Origin of the sequence: Lysinibacillus sp. ZYM-1, from assembly GCF_001308875.1 — a bacterium.
Lineage (GTDB): Bacteria > Bacillota > Bacilli > Bacillales_A > Planococcaceae > Lysinibacillus.
This window is the reverse complement of record NZ_KQ465106.1, coordinates 1-14,662: the sequence shown is the minus strand read 5'-3', so window position 1 is coordinate 14,662 and position 14,662 is coordinate 1. Positions and strand designations below refer to the sequence as shown.

The 14,662-nt window shown below is 31.3% G+C and carries 13 protein-coding genes; 5 read left to right on the top strand and 8 right to left on the bottom strand.

All coding sequences use genetic code 11. The annotated features are described in order from the left end of the window. The first annotated feature begins 15 nt into the window (after positions 1–15). A complete protein-coding gene (locus AO843_RS00060) occupies positions 16–495 on the top strand; it encodes a GyrI-like domain-containing protein (protein WP_054609132.1) in 480 nt (159 codons plus the stop codon). A gap of 142 nt (positions 496–637) precedes the next feature. Here the strand turns inward: AO843_RS00060 and AO843_RS00055 are convergent, their stop codons facing one another. Together AO843_RS00055 and AO843_RS00050 are read right to left on the bottom strand one after the other, a co-directional pair. Continuing rightward, the gene (locus tag AO843_RS00055) at positions 638–1,048 is read right to left on the bottom strand and encodes an SRPBCC family protein (RefSeq protein ID WP_054609131.1); all 411 of its coding nucleotides are present in this window, start codon (positions 1,046–1,048) and stop codon (positions 638–640) included. 17 nt (positions 1,049–1,065) lie between these two features. After that, complete coding sequence (locus AO843_RS00050) at positions 1,066–2,076, bottom strand: aldo/keto reductase (protein WP_054609130.1); 1,011 nt, start codon at positions 2,074–2,076, stop codon at positions 1,066–1,068. A gap of 405 nt (positions 2,077–2,481) precedes the next feature. Between AO843_RS00050 and AO843_RS00045 the strand changes: the two genes are divergently transcribed. The 3 genes from AO843_RS00045 to AO843_RS00035 all read left to right on the top strand — a co-directional run bounded on the left by AO843_RS00045 (position 2,482) and on the right by AO843_RS00035 (position 4,039). Further along, positions 2,482–2,661: a hypothetical protein gene (locus tag AO843_RS00045; RefSeq protein WP_054609129.1), complete on the top strand. Its 180-nt coding sequence runs from the start codon at positions 2,482–2,484 to the stop codon at positions 2,659–2,661. Between the two features lie 419 nt (positions 2,662–3,080). Continuing rightward, complete coding sequence (locus AO843_RS00040; protein ID WP_054609128.1) at positions 3,081–3,545, top strand: DinB family protein; 465 nt, start codon at positions 3,081–3,083, stop codon at positions 3,543–3,545. A gap of 260 nt (positions 3,546–3,805) precedes the next feature. Continuing rightward, the gene (locus tag AO843_RS00035) at positions 3,806–4,039 is read left to right on the top strand and encodes a DUF3923 family protein (protein ID WP_054609382.1); all 234 of its coding nucleotides are present in this window, start codon (positions 3,806–3,808) and stop codon (positions 4,037–4,039) included. A gap of 365 nt (positions 4,040–4,404) precedes the next feature. Here the strand turns inward: AO843_RS00035 and AO843_RS00030 are convergent, their stop codons facing one another. Continuing rightward, positions 4,405–6,357: a lipoteichoic acid synthase gene (locus tag AO843_RS00030; protein ID WP_054609127.1), complete on the bottom strand. Its 1,953-nt coding sequence runs from the start codon at positions 6,355–6,357 to the stop codon at positions 4,405–4,407. Positions 6,358–8,052: 1,695 nt separating this feature from the next. Here AO843_RS00030 and AO843_RS00025 point away from each other — a divergent pair. Next, positions 8,053–8,913, top strand: a complete 861-nt coding sequence (locus AO843_RS00025) for a helix-turn-helix domain-containing protein (RefSeq protein ID WP_054609126.1) — start codon at positions 8,053–8,055, stop codon at positions 8,911–8,913. A 336-nt stretch (positions 8,914–9,249) separates the two neighbouring features. Here the strand turns inward: AO843_RS00025 and AO843_RS00020 are convergent, their stop codons facing one another. The 5 genes from AO843_RS00020 to AO843_RS25320 all read right to left on the bottom strand — a co-directional run bounded on the left by AO843_RS00020 (position 9,250) and on the right by AO843_RS25320 (position 14,131). Beyond that, positions 9,250–10,470 (bottom strand): MFS transporter, encoded by a 1,221-nt coding sequence (locus AO843_RS00020; RefSeq protein WP_054609125.1) that lies wholly within the window; start codon positions 10,468–10,470, stop codon positions 9,250–9,252. Positions 10,471–10,490: 20 nt separating this feature from the next. Beyond that, positions 10,491–11,783, bottom strand: coding sequence for a hypothetical protein (locus tag AO843_RS00015; protein ID WP_054609124.1), 1,293 nt, complete (start codon positions 11,781–11,783; stop codon positions 10,491–10,493). Then, a complete protein-coding gene (locus AO843_RS00010; protein ID WP_054609123.1) occupies positions 11,767–12,942 on the bottom strand; it encodes a hypothetical protein in 1,176 nt (391 codons plus the stop codon). The genes AO843_RS00015 and AO843_RS00010 overlap by 17 nt, the downstream gene beginning before the upstream one ends. Beyond that, positions 12,935–13,900: an FAD-dependent oxidoreductase gene (locus tag AO843_RS00005; protein WP_054609122.1), complete on the bottom strand. Its 966-nt coding sequence runs from the start codon at positions 13,898–13,900 to the stop codon at positions 12,935–12,937. The genes AO843_RS00010 and AO843_RS00005 overlap by 8 nt, the downstream gene beginning before the upstream one ends. Positions 13,901–13,999: 99 nt before the next feature. Continuing rightward, positions 14,000–14,131 carry a hypothetical protein gene (locus tag AO843_RS25320; RefSeq protein WP_255350359.1) on the bottom strand — a complete coding sequence of 44 codons (132 nt, stop codon included), beginning with the start codon at positions 14,129–14,131 and terminating at the stop codon, positions 14,000–14,002. Between the last annotated feature and the right edge of the window lie 531 nt (positions 14,132–14,662).

Genomic DNA, 14,662 nt, shown 5'->3' with positions numbered 1-14,662 from the left:
AAGGGTAGTGAACAAATGTTATTAAAAGATGTTGAAAAGGTCCATAAACAAAAAATGAAGTTTATAGGATTTTCTACAAAGGCTAGTCTTAACGAGGATATTCAATTCAATATTGTAAAAAATCTCCGAGAACAAATTTTAACTCAACTTCCATTAATAAAAAATAGGTTGAATGATAGCATTTTTCTTATTCAAGTATATGAAGAAGAAGAATGGACACCGGATACCCCCTATACACATATGGTTGCAGTAGAAGTAAAAGATTTTTCTGTTGTCCCAAATGCTATGATTACACATACCATTCCTAACGGTGAATTTTTAGTATTTAAGCACCGAGGACCTGAGGAAAATATAGATAGTACCTACATCGCTATGAATGAATGGTTAGAAGAAAATAACTATGTTGCGCCGCGCCTATTCGATATAGAACAATGGGAAGATCTAACGGCTATGAACAATCATGATCATATCATTAAAATCTATATTCCATTATAAATTCCCAATCCTATGAGTAATTAGATATTGGTATTTTAATATAAAAAATAGCCAGGTTCTCAAATTATGAGCACCTGGCTATTATGTTTATGACTTATAATAATTCTTCATTCAGTCTTTTCAGAGCTTACAGCACTGAAAACTAAAATGCTTGTTGTAATGCCTTTAAGCCATCTTTATAGATGCCATGGAATAGCTCTATAGCCTCTTGATTACTAACATCTACAGGTGTGAAACTGCCAGACCACTCTACCAATGATGATTGCCCATCAGTACCTTTCTTAACGTGGATGGTAGATAAATAATCAGTAACCGGAAATGGCGCCTTCATAATTGAATATGTGTAGTAGTGCTCCTTATCATTAAATACTTCTAAGCGCTCTACAATTGTATCACCATCAGGGTTAGCTAGATGACGTACGCGCCCACCTTCACTTACTTTACTGTTTGGTATATAAGGTAACCAGTCTGGAAGTGAATCAAAGCCTCCAATTAATTGCCATACCTGCTCAGGTGATGCTGAAATGTTAATAGATGTAGTAGTATGTGCCATATACCTTTCACTCCCTTTTATTTAATGTTGATTGGTAGCGGTGCATTAGGTGCGATTAATTTTTGTTCACGCATTTCTTCCCAGAATGCTGCTGGGATTACTGTGTTCAATGCAGCTTTGTCTTCTGCAATGCGCTCGGGTTTGCTTGCACCAGGAATGACAGCAGCAACCGCGGGATTCGCCAATGAAAATTGTAAAGCAGCCGCTTTAATGCTAATTTGATGACGATCTGCAATACTTTTAATTCTCGCCACTTTCGCCATGATTTCTGGTGACGCTTTTTGGTATTCGAAGTGCGTACCTCCAGCAAGTACACCTGAACTATATGGTCCACCAACAACAATGTCCATGTTATGTTTTTCAGCTGCAGGCATTACTCGTTGTAATGCACGCTCATGGTCTAATAAAGTGTAACGACCAGCCAACAAGGAAACATTAGGCTTTGCTTCTTCCAAGTCTAGCATGAGTTCAATTGACTCTACTTTGTTTACTCCAAGTCCCCACCCTTTAATGACTCCTTCATCACGTAAACGTGTTAGAACACGAAATGCCCCTGTTCGAGCAGTTTCAAATTTGGCAATCCATTCATCGCCATAAAAGTCTTGCGCTAAATCATGAATATATACAAAGTCTAGACGATCTGTTTGTAAACGTTTCATACTTTGTTCGATCGAGCGAAGGGTTGCATCTGCACTATAATCATTGATAATTTTATTTTTTCGACCGAATTCGAAAAGCCCGCCTTTTTCACCTAAATCACGAGCAGATGGATCTTCCAATTCATCCGAAATAATTCGACCTACCTTTGTACTTAAAACGTAATCATCGCGGTTTCTTTTTGATAAGGCTTCTCCAAGACGAATCTCTGCTAAGCCAGACCCATATAGTGGAGCTGTGTCAAAGTAACGAATGCCACTCTCCCAAGCTGCATCTACAGTTGCGATAGCTTCTTCTTCCGGGATGTTACGGTACATATTACCTAGCGGTGCAGTACCAAAACCTAGTTTTCCTTGCAATATATTTCTCATATATAAACCCTCCTAATATCTGTGCTCAATCTAATTGAAAATTAATTTGTCAGTAGGAATGAATACCAACAAGATTGATTATGGAGCATCTAAACTCAAAAAAAAAGTACGCACTTTAAAGTAATATGGGCACCGTAAAGTACGATGGGCACTAAAAAGTAACCTACTAAAGGGCATGCATGAAAATCCATTTTTAGATCTCCTTATATCCACACACTGCTCTTATTTGATGAAAGGTCGATTGAAGTGAATAAATATTTTTCAAAAATGTAAACAGTATAAGGTGAGTTAACAAAGTGATGGATGAAGATACTACAAAAATGAAACTAAATAAAATCTAGAACGTAAATTTACTTAAGAAAAGTTATAGTATTCAACTGAATTATCGGAAAAGAGGTTTGTCCTATGAAGGAATGGTGGCAAAGTAAGAATAGCAAAACGAGAAGAAACAAAAATAATAGTAACTCCCTTTTAGATTTTTTTCTTGATGGGCTATCTTGGTTCCCAGAATTGTTCTTATTCCCATTCAGATTAATTTTTTGGATGTTTAGAGGAGTAGGAAGATTCATTGCCGATGTATTTTAATTTAAGAGGAACTATTTTATAATTATTTTTATTAGCATACAGCGATGATATTAGCATGCGTTTGAAGGGGTACGGATGTAATTGAGCAACTTAAAAATTACCTCGTAGCCCAAACATACAAGAAACCATAAAGGCGAGATTTTTCTATCTAAAACACCCCCTTTTTCTTCATCAAAACCGTCAGCGACAAGGTTTGTATTATCTATATACACAAATTACTTATGCTACAATTTTCCTTTTCATCAACCTAACCTTCCAATCGCCGTCTTTTGTGTGAATATTAGTTCCCCAAGTGCTTACTATTAGCTAACATATCTATTTGCTCTCTTCCCCATTTTCTGCCTAACATTAATTCTAAGTCTATTCATCGAAATGATATACTATTAAGAAAAAATAAATATTAAGGAGATGAAAAGTGAATGGCCAATGCTAAAACGATATTGTTGGATCAACTTCTAGCTAATGCAAATGATCGTAGCTGGTATATTTCATTCCATGAAGCAGTTGATGGTCTATCCGAAACAGAAGCATTTTGGAAACCTGATGATTCCAGTCATAGTATTGCTGAAATTGTCCAACATCTCATTTACTGGAATGAAACTTGGCAATTAAGGTATAAGGAAAATCAAGTACATGCTAGTCCACAAACTCAAAGCAATGCGGATACTTTTCTTGTTCGAGAAAAGGTTACTTTTTTGGAGTTAAAAGATAGATTGTTGGAGACACTACTGCAATGGCAGAAACTAATTGAGGAAGAGCAACTTGTATCTCCTGTAAATGGATATCCAGTGGAAGCGGAATGGTGGGCTATAATATCGAATGCCGCGACTCATAATGCTTACCATATTGGACAATTAGCATATATTCGTAAAATGAAAAGATAAAGAATTATTTTATGACAGAAAAGCCCACCATAATTACCTATGAAAGGTTTAAAAAATGATTATTGAACAATATGGAACTATTGAGCTGTAGATATAGGGAAGAATTGTATAAAAAAATCTCTCCAACTGAGCAAAGTTGTCAATCGGTCTTAAGGCTGAGAGGAAGTACCGCCTAGAGTATGTTTCTTATATAGACAAATATTGGTACTATTATATTATAAAAGGGAAAAATAAATTGAAAGAGGGTGTTTATTTTGTCTATGAAAATATGGTGGGCAATCAATATTGTATGGTTATTTATTTTTGGTGCTTTAGCAATATTAATTGGTGCAAGAAATGTTGATGGAGCAGGGGTTGTTCAAACACCTGAAATAAAAATGATAACCTTCGTTATTTTGGGTATTGCCTTAATAGTTGTTGTCCTAATTCAACTAATTTTTCTTTACTTTGTTAGAAAAAGTACGGCTAATCAATTAACAAAAAGACTATCTTGAGTCAATTATAGTCATTATTTTATCAAAAATTGTCACTCAACTGAGTGGCTTTTTTTACATAATAAAAACAGAACAATTAATCACAAACACCCTTCGAAGCTAATCTTCCCCTGTTATTCATACTGGTGAACATATCTTAACATCTAAAAAAACCTTACAGTTGTGGCTGTAAGGCTTAATTTATATATGCTACTTAGCTGATTCACCAGCATTATAAATGTTGGGGTAAACTTTTAGTTCTTACCCAAAAATAACCTATAAAAAAGGCAATTCAAGATAACGGTAAAATATCATAAGAGCAATCGAATCATAAACTCTTTGATATCAAACACATTTCTCTTGAACTGCCTAGCAAATTGCAAACATTATTTCGATTCTACATTGTCATCTTTGGCGTACTTATACTGAGAAGGATCAACTGGCGTATAACCTGTTGGCGTATAAAATCTCAATAAGTCGCCATTCACGACTTTATCAGATAAATGCAATTTACGATCTACTTCATTTTTGATAGTTTTCGCAGACTCTAATTGACTATCATCAAGTGGTAAACCTGTTTTATTATCATAAAACTTTTCATTAATTGAATAAATCGTAGGGCTAACAAAATCGCCATTTCTAAATGGTACAATTTCATCATGCTCATCTGACAATAAGTCTGAACCAAATTGAATAAATTTTTGCGTATCAATTCCAAGTAAATGTAATAGCGTTGGAAGAAGGTCTATTTGGCCACCGTAATTATGGTTGGTTCCACCTTGCATTCCAGGAACATGGATGAATAATGGTACACGTTGTAAATTAGTACTTTCATATGGTGTAATTTCTTTTCCAATCACTTGACTCATCGCTTTATTATGATTATCTGAAATACCATAATGGTCACCATAAAGAACAATCATCGAATTATCATATAAGCCTGATTCTTTTAATTGATGGAAAACTTGTTCGATTGCCTCATCTGCATAACGAGCAGTTTGGAAATAATTATCTACACTTGCATCTCCAGTATTAGCTTTATCTATTGTTACTAGATCTTGGCTCATTTTATATGGATAGTGATTCCCTACCGTAATTAATTTCGTATAAAACGGTTGTGGTAAGGAACTTAAAAGACTTTGAGATTGTTCAAAGAACGGTTTATCTAATAGTCCATATTCAGCCATGTCACCTGAAGTGCCCGTATTATAATAACTAGCATCATAGAACTTATCAAAACCAAAGGATTTATAAATCACATTTCTATTCCAGAAGCTTCCGTTATTACCATGGAATACAGCAGATGTATAACCATAATCTTTTAAAATACTAGGCGCTGCCTGATACGTATTTTGTGCTTTGGTAATATAAGCAGAACCTTGTGGCAAGCCAAATAAAGAGTTTTCCAACATAAATTCTGCATCGGACGTTTTACCCTGACCAGTTTGATGGAAGAAATTATCAAAATACAGTGTATTCTTATCTTTTGTTAAAGAATTTAAAAATGGTGTAACTTCTTCACCGTTTAATTTATAGTCGATAAGGAAGTTTTGGAATGATTCTAAATGTAAATAGATAACGTTCATTCCTTTTGCTGCACCAAAATATTCTTCATTAGGATTGGCGTAGTTAGATTTTGTATAGTTAGTCACTTCTGTAATATCGCTACTATCTGCTAAAGCTCTCTGTGAAGATGCTTTCATCGTTTCTACTGAATCATAAATCGTATAGTTATACATTCCTAGATATTTCACAATATAGTTTCTATCAAAACCTCGCGTTAATAGTTGTGGACGATTAGTTTCAGCTAATCCTAAATTGAGGATTGATATAGCTAATGCAATTGCAATGATTGCCATTGCTTTTTTATTTCCAAATCGAATGGTGTTTTTTTGTATTTTTCTTGAGAATCGTAGGTAAAACATTACAAATACATCTACAAAGAACAAGATATCATACGGTTTTAATAAAGAAAGAACACTACCACCTAAATCTCCAAAGTTCTGCGTTTGGGAAAGTGTAGGTAATGTTATAAAATCACTAAAAAATCGATAATAAACAATATTGGCATATAAAACAATAGACATCAAAGTGTAAACTACAACTAGTGATGTATATTTTCTCTTTCCTCTAAATAAAAATGAAAACCCTAGAAATAGCATTGCTGATCCTAGTGGATTGATTAGTAAAAGGAATTGTTGAATGATTCCTTCCACGCCTAGGTCAAATTGTGTTTGTTGAGAGATATATGTTTTAATCCATAACATTAAAACAGCTACTACATATATTCCAAAAAAGTTGTTCAATAGGTCATCTTTTTTACTTACTAGATTTTTCATTTCTTGCACCTACCTTTTACTTATTGAATTTAAATCCAGATGTATATTAACTTAGATTATAAGTATTGCATTGCATTCAAAAAAATGTTACGTCACAATAGCTTTTTTAGCGACTAATAGATAGTACTCCCCATTTATATTTCTGTCAAGTTGATAGATGCCATAAAAGACAATTCGTATAATAATTCCCGAATATAGTAAATTTTGTCATAAAAATATCCGGTAAATGTTAGTATTTTAATTAGCATTTACCGGATATTTTAAATGTAATTCTATCTTTTCTATTTCTATTAAATTCACCCATTTTAATTAATAGAAGGCCGAGCGTATTTTATTCGATAACATTCATTTCTATTTTTTTCTGTACAGCATTAATCATTCGTGCCGATCCATAACAAATTTCTCCGTTTTTCATTAAAATTTCAATAATTTCATTCAGATCTACTTTGCTACCATTTCATTTTATTAAGAGATGAATGGGTTCAAAGATAGTGGTGTAATGAGGACTTTAGCTAATCATATGCAAATAGTTACCCCTTTTAGCTTAGGGCAATAACCGTCAATTGGCGTCTCTATGATCCTTCTCCTACTAAAAAAAATGTGAAGCAACTTTTTATTTTCTAACTTATCCATAAAAAAAGCGCTTCAAATCCTAGATATCCAAGGTTTGAAGCACTTTTCGAATAATTTAAACTTATTCTATCTGAACCTAGTTACGCCCCTAGAGTACTTATAAATACTTCTGGAACATTGATTTCAAGCTCCTCTGTGTAAAAAATATGTATAATAATATTCTAGTAACTAATTCCACTTCATTTTCGTAGTAGCTTTTCGCCCACAAAATAAATTGAACGCCTGCTTAGCAATAGCTAATGACTTAATTATTTCAAATTCTGTGGATGTAATATTCTCACCACAAGCTATTTTATTATGAATTGGATGAATATATTTTAGGATGACTTCGCGTTTAAAGCGCTAGTAGGTTTCAGCTTAACAATACGAAACAATAACTTTATTAATTACGTAACTTCCTTCGTTTTGATACTGTTATAGATTACTCAATTAATGAATTTTATCTAATCCACCTATTTGTAAAATAAGCTCCGTCTTAAAATCCGGTGATAATCCTCATGAGAAGCGTTTCATTTAAAGGCTTTCTTTTCTAGCTACAAACTAGTTTTTTTATTCACTATATTCTGTAACACTACTCAACTCATCATACATTTTGACACTATTTGTATTATCAAAAATGCTATGTAGTACTTTTATATTTTCCATAACATTTATGTGCATTTCTCTAAACGGATTAGCCCGCATTGCTGTACATACTTAAATTTACTTAAATACATTCGTCTATTGAGTTAAGATAGCTATTCATCGCTTTAACATTGATAAGTACCCTCATTTAAATTTGAAATCATTCTTTAATAAGGTGCTGCTAAGCTAGTGAATATGCAGAATCTACCGAGTATGTTAAAAAGTTGAAAACAACTGACTTATCCCCCGATTAAATCCCAGATTAATGGTTTAAACAAAGTTAATGATTCATTAGACATTAATAAATATGAAGATACAAACAGTTTATACACTTACCCAGCCCCTTTCTAGAAATATATTACTATTATTCCAAAAATGATATAAATTATGTTAGAATGTTAATAATAGTTAACTAACATTTTTGAGGGAGGTATTTAAATGTATGTAGGTAAAGTAATAAGGGATATTCGAATAAGTAAAAATATCCCTTCTAATAAAGTTTATAAAAATATATTAAGCAGACCTGCAATTGCAAAGTTTGAGAAGGGGTTAAGTGACACTACTGTAGAAAAATTTTTTGAAATTATAAATGTACTGAACATCACCTTAGAAGAATTTGAAGTAATTTATAAAAATGATGGAAACAAGGATTTACTTTACACTCGAAAATACATAGAGGCTTACTATAATAAAGATCTAGCTGCTTTAAAACAAATAACAATTGACGCTAAAAAGGACTATCTGATAACTGGTAACGAAAAATTTAGACATTATCAAGCTTTAGTATCACTTCTAATAGATGATCTGAACGGTACCACTGAATATCGCGAAGATTTAGATGTCATTCAAAACTATTTAATGAATTGTAATAATTGGGGATACTATGAGGTTACATTATTTACCAATACTTTAAGTTTCTATTCTAACGAGTTAATTGATTTGGTATATTCACGAGCAAAGAACACACTTCTTATGCTAAAAAATATAAAACGATACCGGAATGAAGTCGCATTAATGTTGTTTAATATTTTAGAAATAAAAATAGTATCTAAAAAAATTAGTAGAGCTAAATTTTATTTAACTGAATTGAACAAAATTAAATTAGATGTAGTAGATAACATGTACATACAAGCAATGATAAAATATTTTACAGCTATCTTAGATTTAATAGGTGGCAAGTGTCAGGAAGAAGCTGTTTTAAATATAACTGAAATGTTTGCCTTCTTAGGATTAGATTCAAAAAAAGATCAGTGTCTCAGTTTTTATAACAAAGTAAAAACACTTTACAGTATTGCCTAATGCTAGATAGAAATTAGATCAAACATCATAAAAATATTGGTATTATTGAAAACGTTTTCTAGCACAGGGTAATAGTTTTCGTTTTTACCAACATTTATATCAATACCTATATAAGTAAATTTCTAAACTTGAAGTTTTCATGCTTTAACCTCACACTCTTAACTGATGTAATATTCTTGTGAGAATAGACAAATTGACCAACTTTGTTTTGTAAGTTAATTAATTGTTCAAGTAAGTGTACCGTGCTTTTTAATTAAATCTAAAAAAACTTGAGAAATAAGTTTCCTCAAGTTCATTTATCTCTATTTGTAAACAATGATAATAAGATAGATTTCATTAGTTCTCTAATTCTTCTATATCTATAACCATATTTCTTATAGAACTAATACAAAGAAGTACTAACGCTAGAATAAGAATCAAACTTGCATTCATTATTATCGTACTTTTTAAACCTAAAAAAGTCGGTAGCCATCCTCCTAGTAAGGCACCAATTGGCATAAAAATTGTAATTAATGTTTTGATAGTTGTATTCACTCGACCTAACATATTTTCAGGAGGAAGTTCTTGAAAAATTACTGTAAAAATAACATTTATGATTCCAATAAATATACTAGCTAAAAAAGAAAAAATATAAATAAAAAATCCACCTATCGAAATTCCAATTAGCCATGATAGCCCATAAAACAAAACTGTACTTATGATAATTGAACCAATTTTCAGCTTTTTAGAAACGAAATTACTAATAAACGCCCCTACCACACTTCCTAGCCCGGAAACTGTTAGCAATAATCCATAAGAAATCGCAGATTCCGTAATTGTTGTTGATATTGCTGGTAAATTTACAGTAAAGGTTGCTAACAATAGGTTTAATACAAGAAACGGAATAATCAACGCTAGTATCTCTTTCTTTTTAACAAACTTTAAACCTTCCTTTAGGTCTGTAAAGTATGTGTTTTCTTCTTCATGTTCTGACTTTTTGGCATACTGATGATTTCCATTTATTTTGAGTCTAAAGAAAAGTAAAGCTGCGAGTAAAAATAGAACAGCATTACCTAATAAAATTGAAGTTACGGAGGTAACTGCAATTAAAATTCCAGATACTGCATTAAAAAATAAGTCTATCCCATCGGCAGCAATCGCCATAATGGAGTTAGCTTTTGTTAAATCCTTATTTTCCACAAATCTAGGAATTAATGAGTTTTCAATAGGATAAGTAAATTCTGAAAGAAAAGCAAGAAATGGGATAATAAATAAAATAATGTAGACCACAGTATCTCCACCAGAAGAATACAGTAAATATAAAATTAACATTAATAAAGCCTGTAATAAAGTGAAAATAATTAAAAATCTCTTTTTATTACATCTGTCAATAATAGGTCCGTAAAAAAATGAAAAGACTTCCGGCAACATAAATAATGCCCCTGCTATTCCAGTAAATAATGTATTTCGAGTTAATTCAAAAACTAGCCACATAATAGTAATAAAATATAAACTATCTCCCATATTAACAAAAACCCTACCAAAAAGTAGGTTTGAAAAATTCTTATTTATAATCATATCTAAAACCTTCAATTTTCTTATTTTTTGTTAAATTTCAAAATTCCTTCGATTAAGGTATGTTGCTTTATTCCGTCTATTTTACCTGGAGCAATTTTTAGTATATTATCGGTTTTATTCATTTGAACAACCTCCATAGAAATATTTCGAAAGCCAAAGCTGTTACGTGTTGGAATATGAATATGATTATTTTCTAAGTATGAATCAAGGTACTCCATAAATTTATAAAAGTAATCATTACTTTCTGTCTTAACAAATAAGAATGGTGATTTATATTTTGGATTTAATAGAGAAGGATGTATAACTTCTAAATTGCTATTCTTCAAACAGCTTACAAAGAATGTTACATTATCTAATACCTCATTAATATAGTTTATATCTGTATTAAACATTGGGTAATCTAACTGACAAACCTCATAATAGGAAAGAGAACTACCTAAAGCTCCCCTTTGGCCCTCTAATAAAGTTCGTAATTTCTCAACATATTCTGGTATAGTATTACCCGATTCTATATACAGAGATAATTGAGCACTATTAGAGATTTCTAATCCAGATTGATCTAGTTTTAGGGTCGATTTAATAAAGAATATAAATATATTTTTATCAATCTTATCCAAAAATTTTTCTATATTAAAAAATTTAGATAAGAGAGTAAAATCAATAACAATAGCTTTTACAGATTTATGATGATTTATAAAACTGATAATATCTTCTTCGACAACTACGCCTAGTGTAGTGTTATACCTAACCGGTTCTACTATAAGAAAGTCAACCTTGTTAAGGCTATTTAATAAAGTTGTATCATTTAAATGTACATGGTTTATATCTTTTATAGATAAATTTTTTAATAAAGTTCTTGTTTCATAATAATCTCCCAGGAATACTCCATTTAGTTCCCCTTTAAACATAATTCTCAATAAATGTAAAACATTAAATATGGCACTCATTCCACTAGAAAAGAACATTGAAAAACCATTAAAGTTGTTTATATTAATATAATGTTTATCTTCCCAAGATCTATAATTGATAACTCTCTCGTATTTAAAATCAACCATGCTATTGTTTAAGGTCCAAAAATTTTGAGGATATGAAGGAGACTTATAAACATGTTCGGTGTGAAGAAAACATTTTTTTTTCCACTCAAATCTAATCTCATTAGCAATCGCTTCTAAAATCGTTTCAACTTTCAACAAATCCTTAAAGTTTAAATTATTAGGTATTTCCACATGATCGACATTAAAGTTCTGCTTTAATTTAATTAATTCATCAAGCTCAATTTCTAATTCAATTTTCTTATCAACTAAAGTAGACATCACTAAATATTTTCACCCTTTCAATGATATCTCCTGCTATAAAATAATATTCTTTAGGAAAAGGATAATCATGCAGATGCTTGGAATTCGCTTTAGAGTATGCACCAACTGGACCAAATATAAAATTAGAATTGATTTTTAGATAATTTTTATCCAAGAAAATATTGTTAACAAAGAAATCAAGTTCATAACAGGTAGATCCATGAATATTGCATAAAACCGCATTAGTATCATTTTCTACAGTTTTGGGAGGGAAGATAAGGTTTGGCTTATTCCAAGTAAAGATATTATGTCTTGAAACATTTAAGGTAAGATTGGCGATTTGATTATTAGCTTCAATAAAGCTAATATCTCCTACTGAACCAACTAAGTAGCCACTCAACGCAAGAATTAAATTTCCTGGTTCAATGATTAAATCTAATTCAGGATGATTATTAGAAAAATCATTAATCATACACCAAAAAGTTTCAACGTCTTCCTTTTTCTTATAAAGGTTTAAAAAACCGCCACCAATATCTATAATCTCCAATTGATTATAGAGTTCATTAGATAGTATCTCTTCTATTAACTTAACTAAATTCCTGCTTATAGAGATATTCTTTTCACCAGTATGAATGTGGATTTTTTTAATTTTTAATGCATAAATTTTTATGATTTCAACTAGTCTTCTATCGTTAAAATTAATACCAAACCTGCTTTTTTTCCCAAAAATCGTTTTATTTGAATCTTCTAAATCAACATTTATACGTAATCCAATCTCCTTATTTATTAGATGAGGAGCAAATTGTTGTAATTGACTAATCGAATTAAAATCGAAGATATTATTGGTGGAATATACCTCTTGGAGTGTTTCCACTTCTATATAAGGGGATGTAAAGCTTATATTATTTTTAAATTCTTTAACTTTTTGGAATTCATGTTTAGAGGCCACATCAAAACCGTCTACCAATGGGTTTAAAAAGGTCAAAATCTCAAGATTTGTATTAGCTTTGCATGAATAAAATAGCTTTATGTTAGATTTATTTTCAACATAATTACTAATATCCTCCCGTATGGAATCGATTGTGAATTTGATAAAATCGAGATTATAAACAATCGAAGGTCCCTTCAGCTTAATTATTTTTTCAAAGAACGAATTGTCTCTAAGTTTTTCAATCATCTTTTTTTACCCCTAAATCCTCTAAATATGGCATCCAAGATGCTTCCCAATCGTTTTCTCTAGGGAACCATGGGAACCGACCAGATGGTTCAGAAATAAGTTCTTTTCTTAATTTTCTACCTACTGACAATGAGGCTAAGATTGCTGAGGATAATGAGATTAATACCCCCGTCGTTGGCTCTGATACTGTACCAGCAGCATAGATTAAATCATTATGGGTTTTTCCAAATTCATCTGTTAAGATAAATCCGTTTTTATATTTAACATCATCTAATTCTAGTAGCTGCGTTGCCCCGTTAATAACTTTGTAAGAGTTATAATCTAATAAAATACAATCCGCTTTTTCATATTCATTACTACTAATGCCACCTAACAAATCAGATGCTTCTTTCTCCATTGTCCTCACTAATACGCTTTCAAAAGAGCCATTTAGTTCGAAGTAATGTTTTAACTCGACTAAGGAAGCCTCATAAGGCCCATAGATGATAATTTTCTTCATGCTTTTCAACTCAAGTTCTTCTACCATGTGCTGAGGAGTATGTAAACCAATGACTACTTTAGGATCTCGTAAAACAAATGGATTGTTCATTATACCTACTGCTACGATTACATACTTAGCAGTAATTTTTTTTGTACCTGTATAGAGAGCTAAGTGTGGATTATTCTCATCATCAATTGTTTCAACTTTGTTGATATGAACATTTTCATGCAACTCTATCCCAATACTTTTAGCTTCCTCTACAAAGCTCATTTTTACATTTGAACCCGAAAAAGCCCACTTTTTTGAAATTTGTATAAATGCAAAATTTGCTAATCCACCCATAGGACCAGAATCAAATACTGCAATTTTTAAGTTTTCTGAAGTTGATTGAGTTGGTATTCCTCTTTGTAAAATAATACTTGAATAGAGCCCAGCAGGTCCTCCACCTATAATTACCACATCATAATCTATGTCCATATTTGCACCTCGAATATACAAAATATTATTAGTATCAGATAAAAAATAAGAGATAGAAATACTCTGTAAACAGAGTATCTATCTCCGTGTTTATTGAAATTAATAAACTTTATCAACCAAATTGATAGAGCCTCCGAAGTCAGTTGGAGATAAAGCTTCATCTAGTTCAGCTAAATCAACTTCCATGTTTTCGCGAGTAATCTCAAGTTCGAATAGATCCTTTTGTTCCATATATAACACCTCCTATACTTTAACTATTTTTATAATAAACTCTCTTTTTAAATAATTGGAAATAGGTTAACTATTATTAACTATATTTTTTATTTTCAGATTAAATGTTTTTATTTGATGTTGTATATTTAAAACTTGATAATATCAATTTACACCATTTTTTTGCAAACTTCTCTGGTGTTAAGAAATTCACTTTTTCCAATAGCGATTATTTCAAGAATACTAACCAATGTGTCTTGCTTCAATTATTGCAAAACAGTGAAATTAAATCAGACTCTTGCCTTCTATGCCAAAATCTATTGTTGGAGAGGTATTTTTCGTCTTACATTGGCTCTAAAGTTCAGAAAGTTTATAATTTTTCTCAAAACTATCTGAATCCTCAATGATTTCTTTATCCATATAAACGCCCTCCTTATCGCTATGAGAAGACGCTTTGCAAATATAGAATATCTTTTTTTGAGTAGATTAAAAAAACAATAGCGCAAATAAAAAAGCCCACTAATAGGTGGGCTTTCAGACTGTAGACAAACT

Bases quoted from the DNA above. Each gene is read 5' to 3' on its own strand.
- AO843_RS00040 (WP_054609128.1), top strand. From the start codon at position 3,081: ATGGCCAATGCTAAAACGATATTGTTGGATCAACTTCTAGCTAATGCA.
- AO843_RS00015 (WP_054609124.1), bottom strand. From the start codon at position 11,783: ATGTCTACTTTAGTTGATAAGAAAATTGAATTAGAAATTGAGCTTGAT.
- AO843_RS00060 (WP_054609132.1), top strand. From the start codon at position 16: ATGTTATTAAAAGATGTTGAAAAGGTCCATAAACAAAAAATGAAGTTT.
- AO843_RS00035 (WP_054609382.1), top strand. From the start codon at position 3,806: ATGAAAATATGGTGGGCAATCAATATTGTATGGTTATTTATTTTTGGT.
- AO843_RS00030 (WP_054609127.1), bottom strand. From the start codon at position 6,357: ATGAAAAATCTAGTAAGTAAAAAAGATGACCTATTGAACAACTTTTTT.
- AO843_RS00045 (WP_054609129.1), top strand. From the start codon at position 2,482: ATGAAGGAATGGTGGCAAAGTAAGAATAGCAAAACGAGAAGAAACAAA.
- AO843_RS00010 (WP_054609123.1), bottom strand. From the start codon at position 12,942: ATGATTGAAAAACTTAGAGACAATTCGTTCTTTGAAAAAATAATTAAG.
- AO843_RS00055 (WP_054609131.1), bottom strand. From the start codon at position 1,048: ATGGCACATACTACTACATCTATTAACATTTCAGCATCACCTGAGCAG.
- AO843_RS00025 (WP_054609126.1), top strand. From the start codon at position 8,053: ATGTATGTAGGTAAAGTAATAAGGGATATTCGAATAAGTAAAAATATC.
- AO843_RS25320 (WP_255350359.1), bottom strand. From the start codon at position 14,131: ATGGAACAAAAGGATCTATTCGAACTTGAGATTACTCGCGAAAACATG.
- AO843_RS00050 (WP_054609130.1), bottom strand. From the start codon at position 2,076: ATGAGAAATATATTGCAAGGAAAACTAGGTTTTGGTACTGCACCGCTA.
- AO843_RS00020 (WP_054609125.1), bottom strand. From the start codon at position 10,470: ATGATTATAAATAAGAATTTTTCAAACCTACTTTTTGGTAGGGTTTTT.
- AO843_RS00005 (WP_054609122.1), bottom strand. From the start codon at position 13,900: ATGGACATAGATTATGATGTGGTAATTATAGGTGGAGGACCTGCTGGG.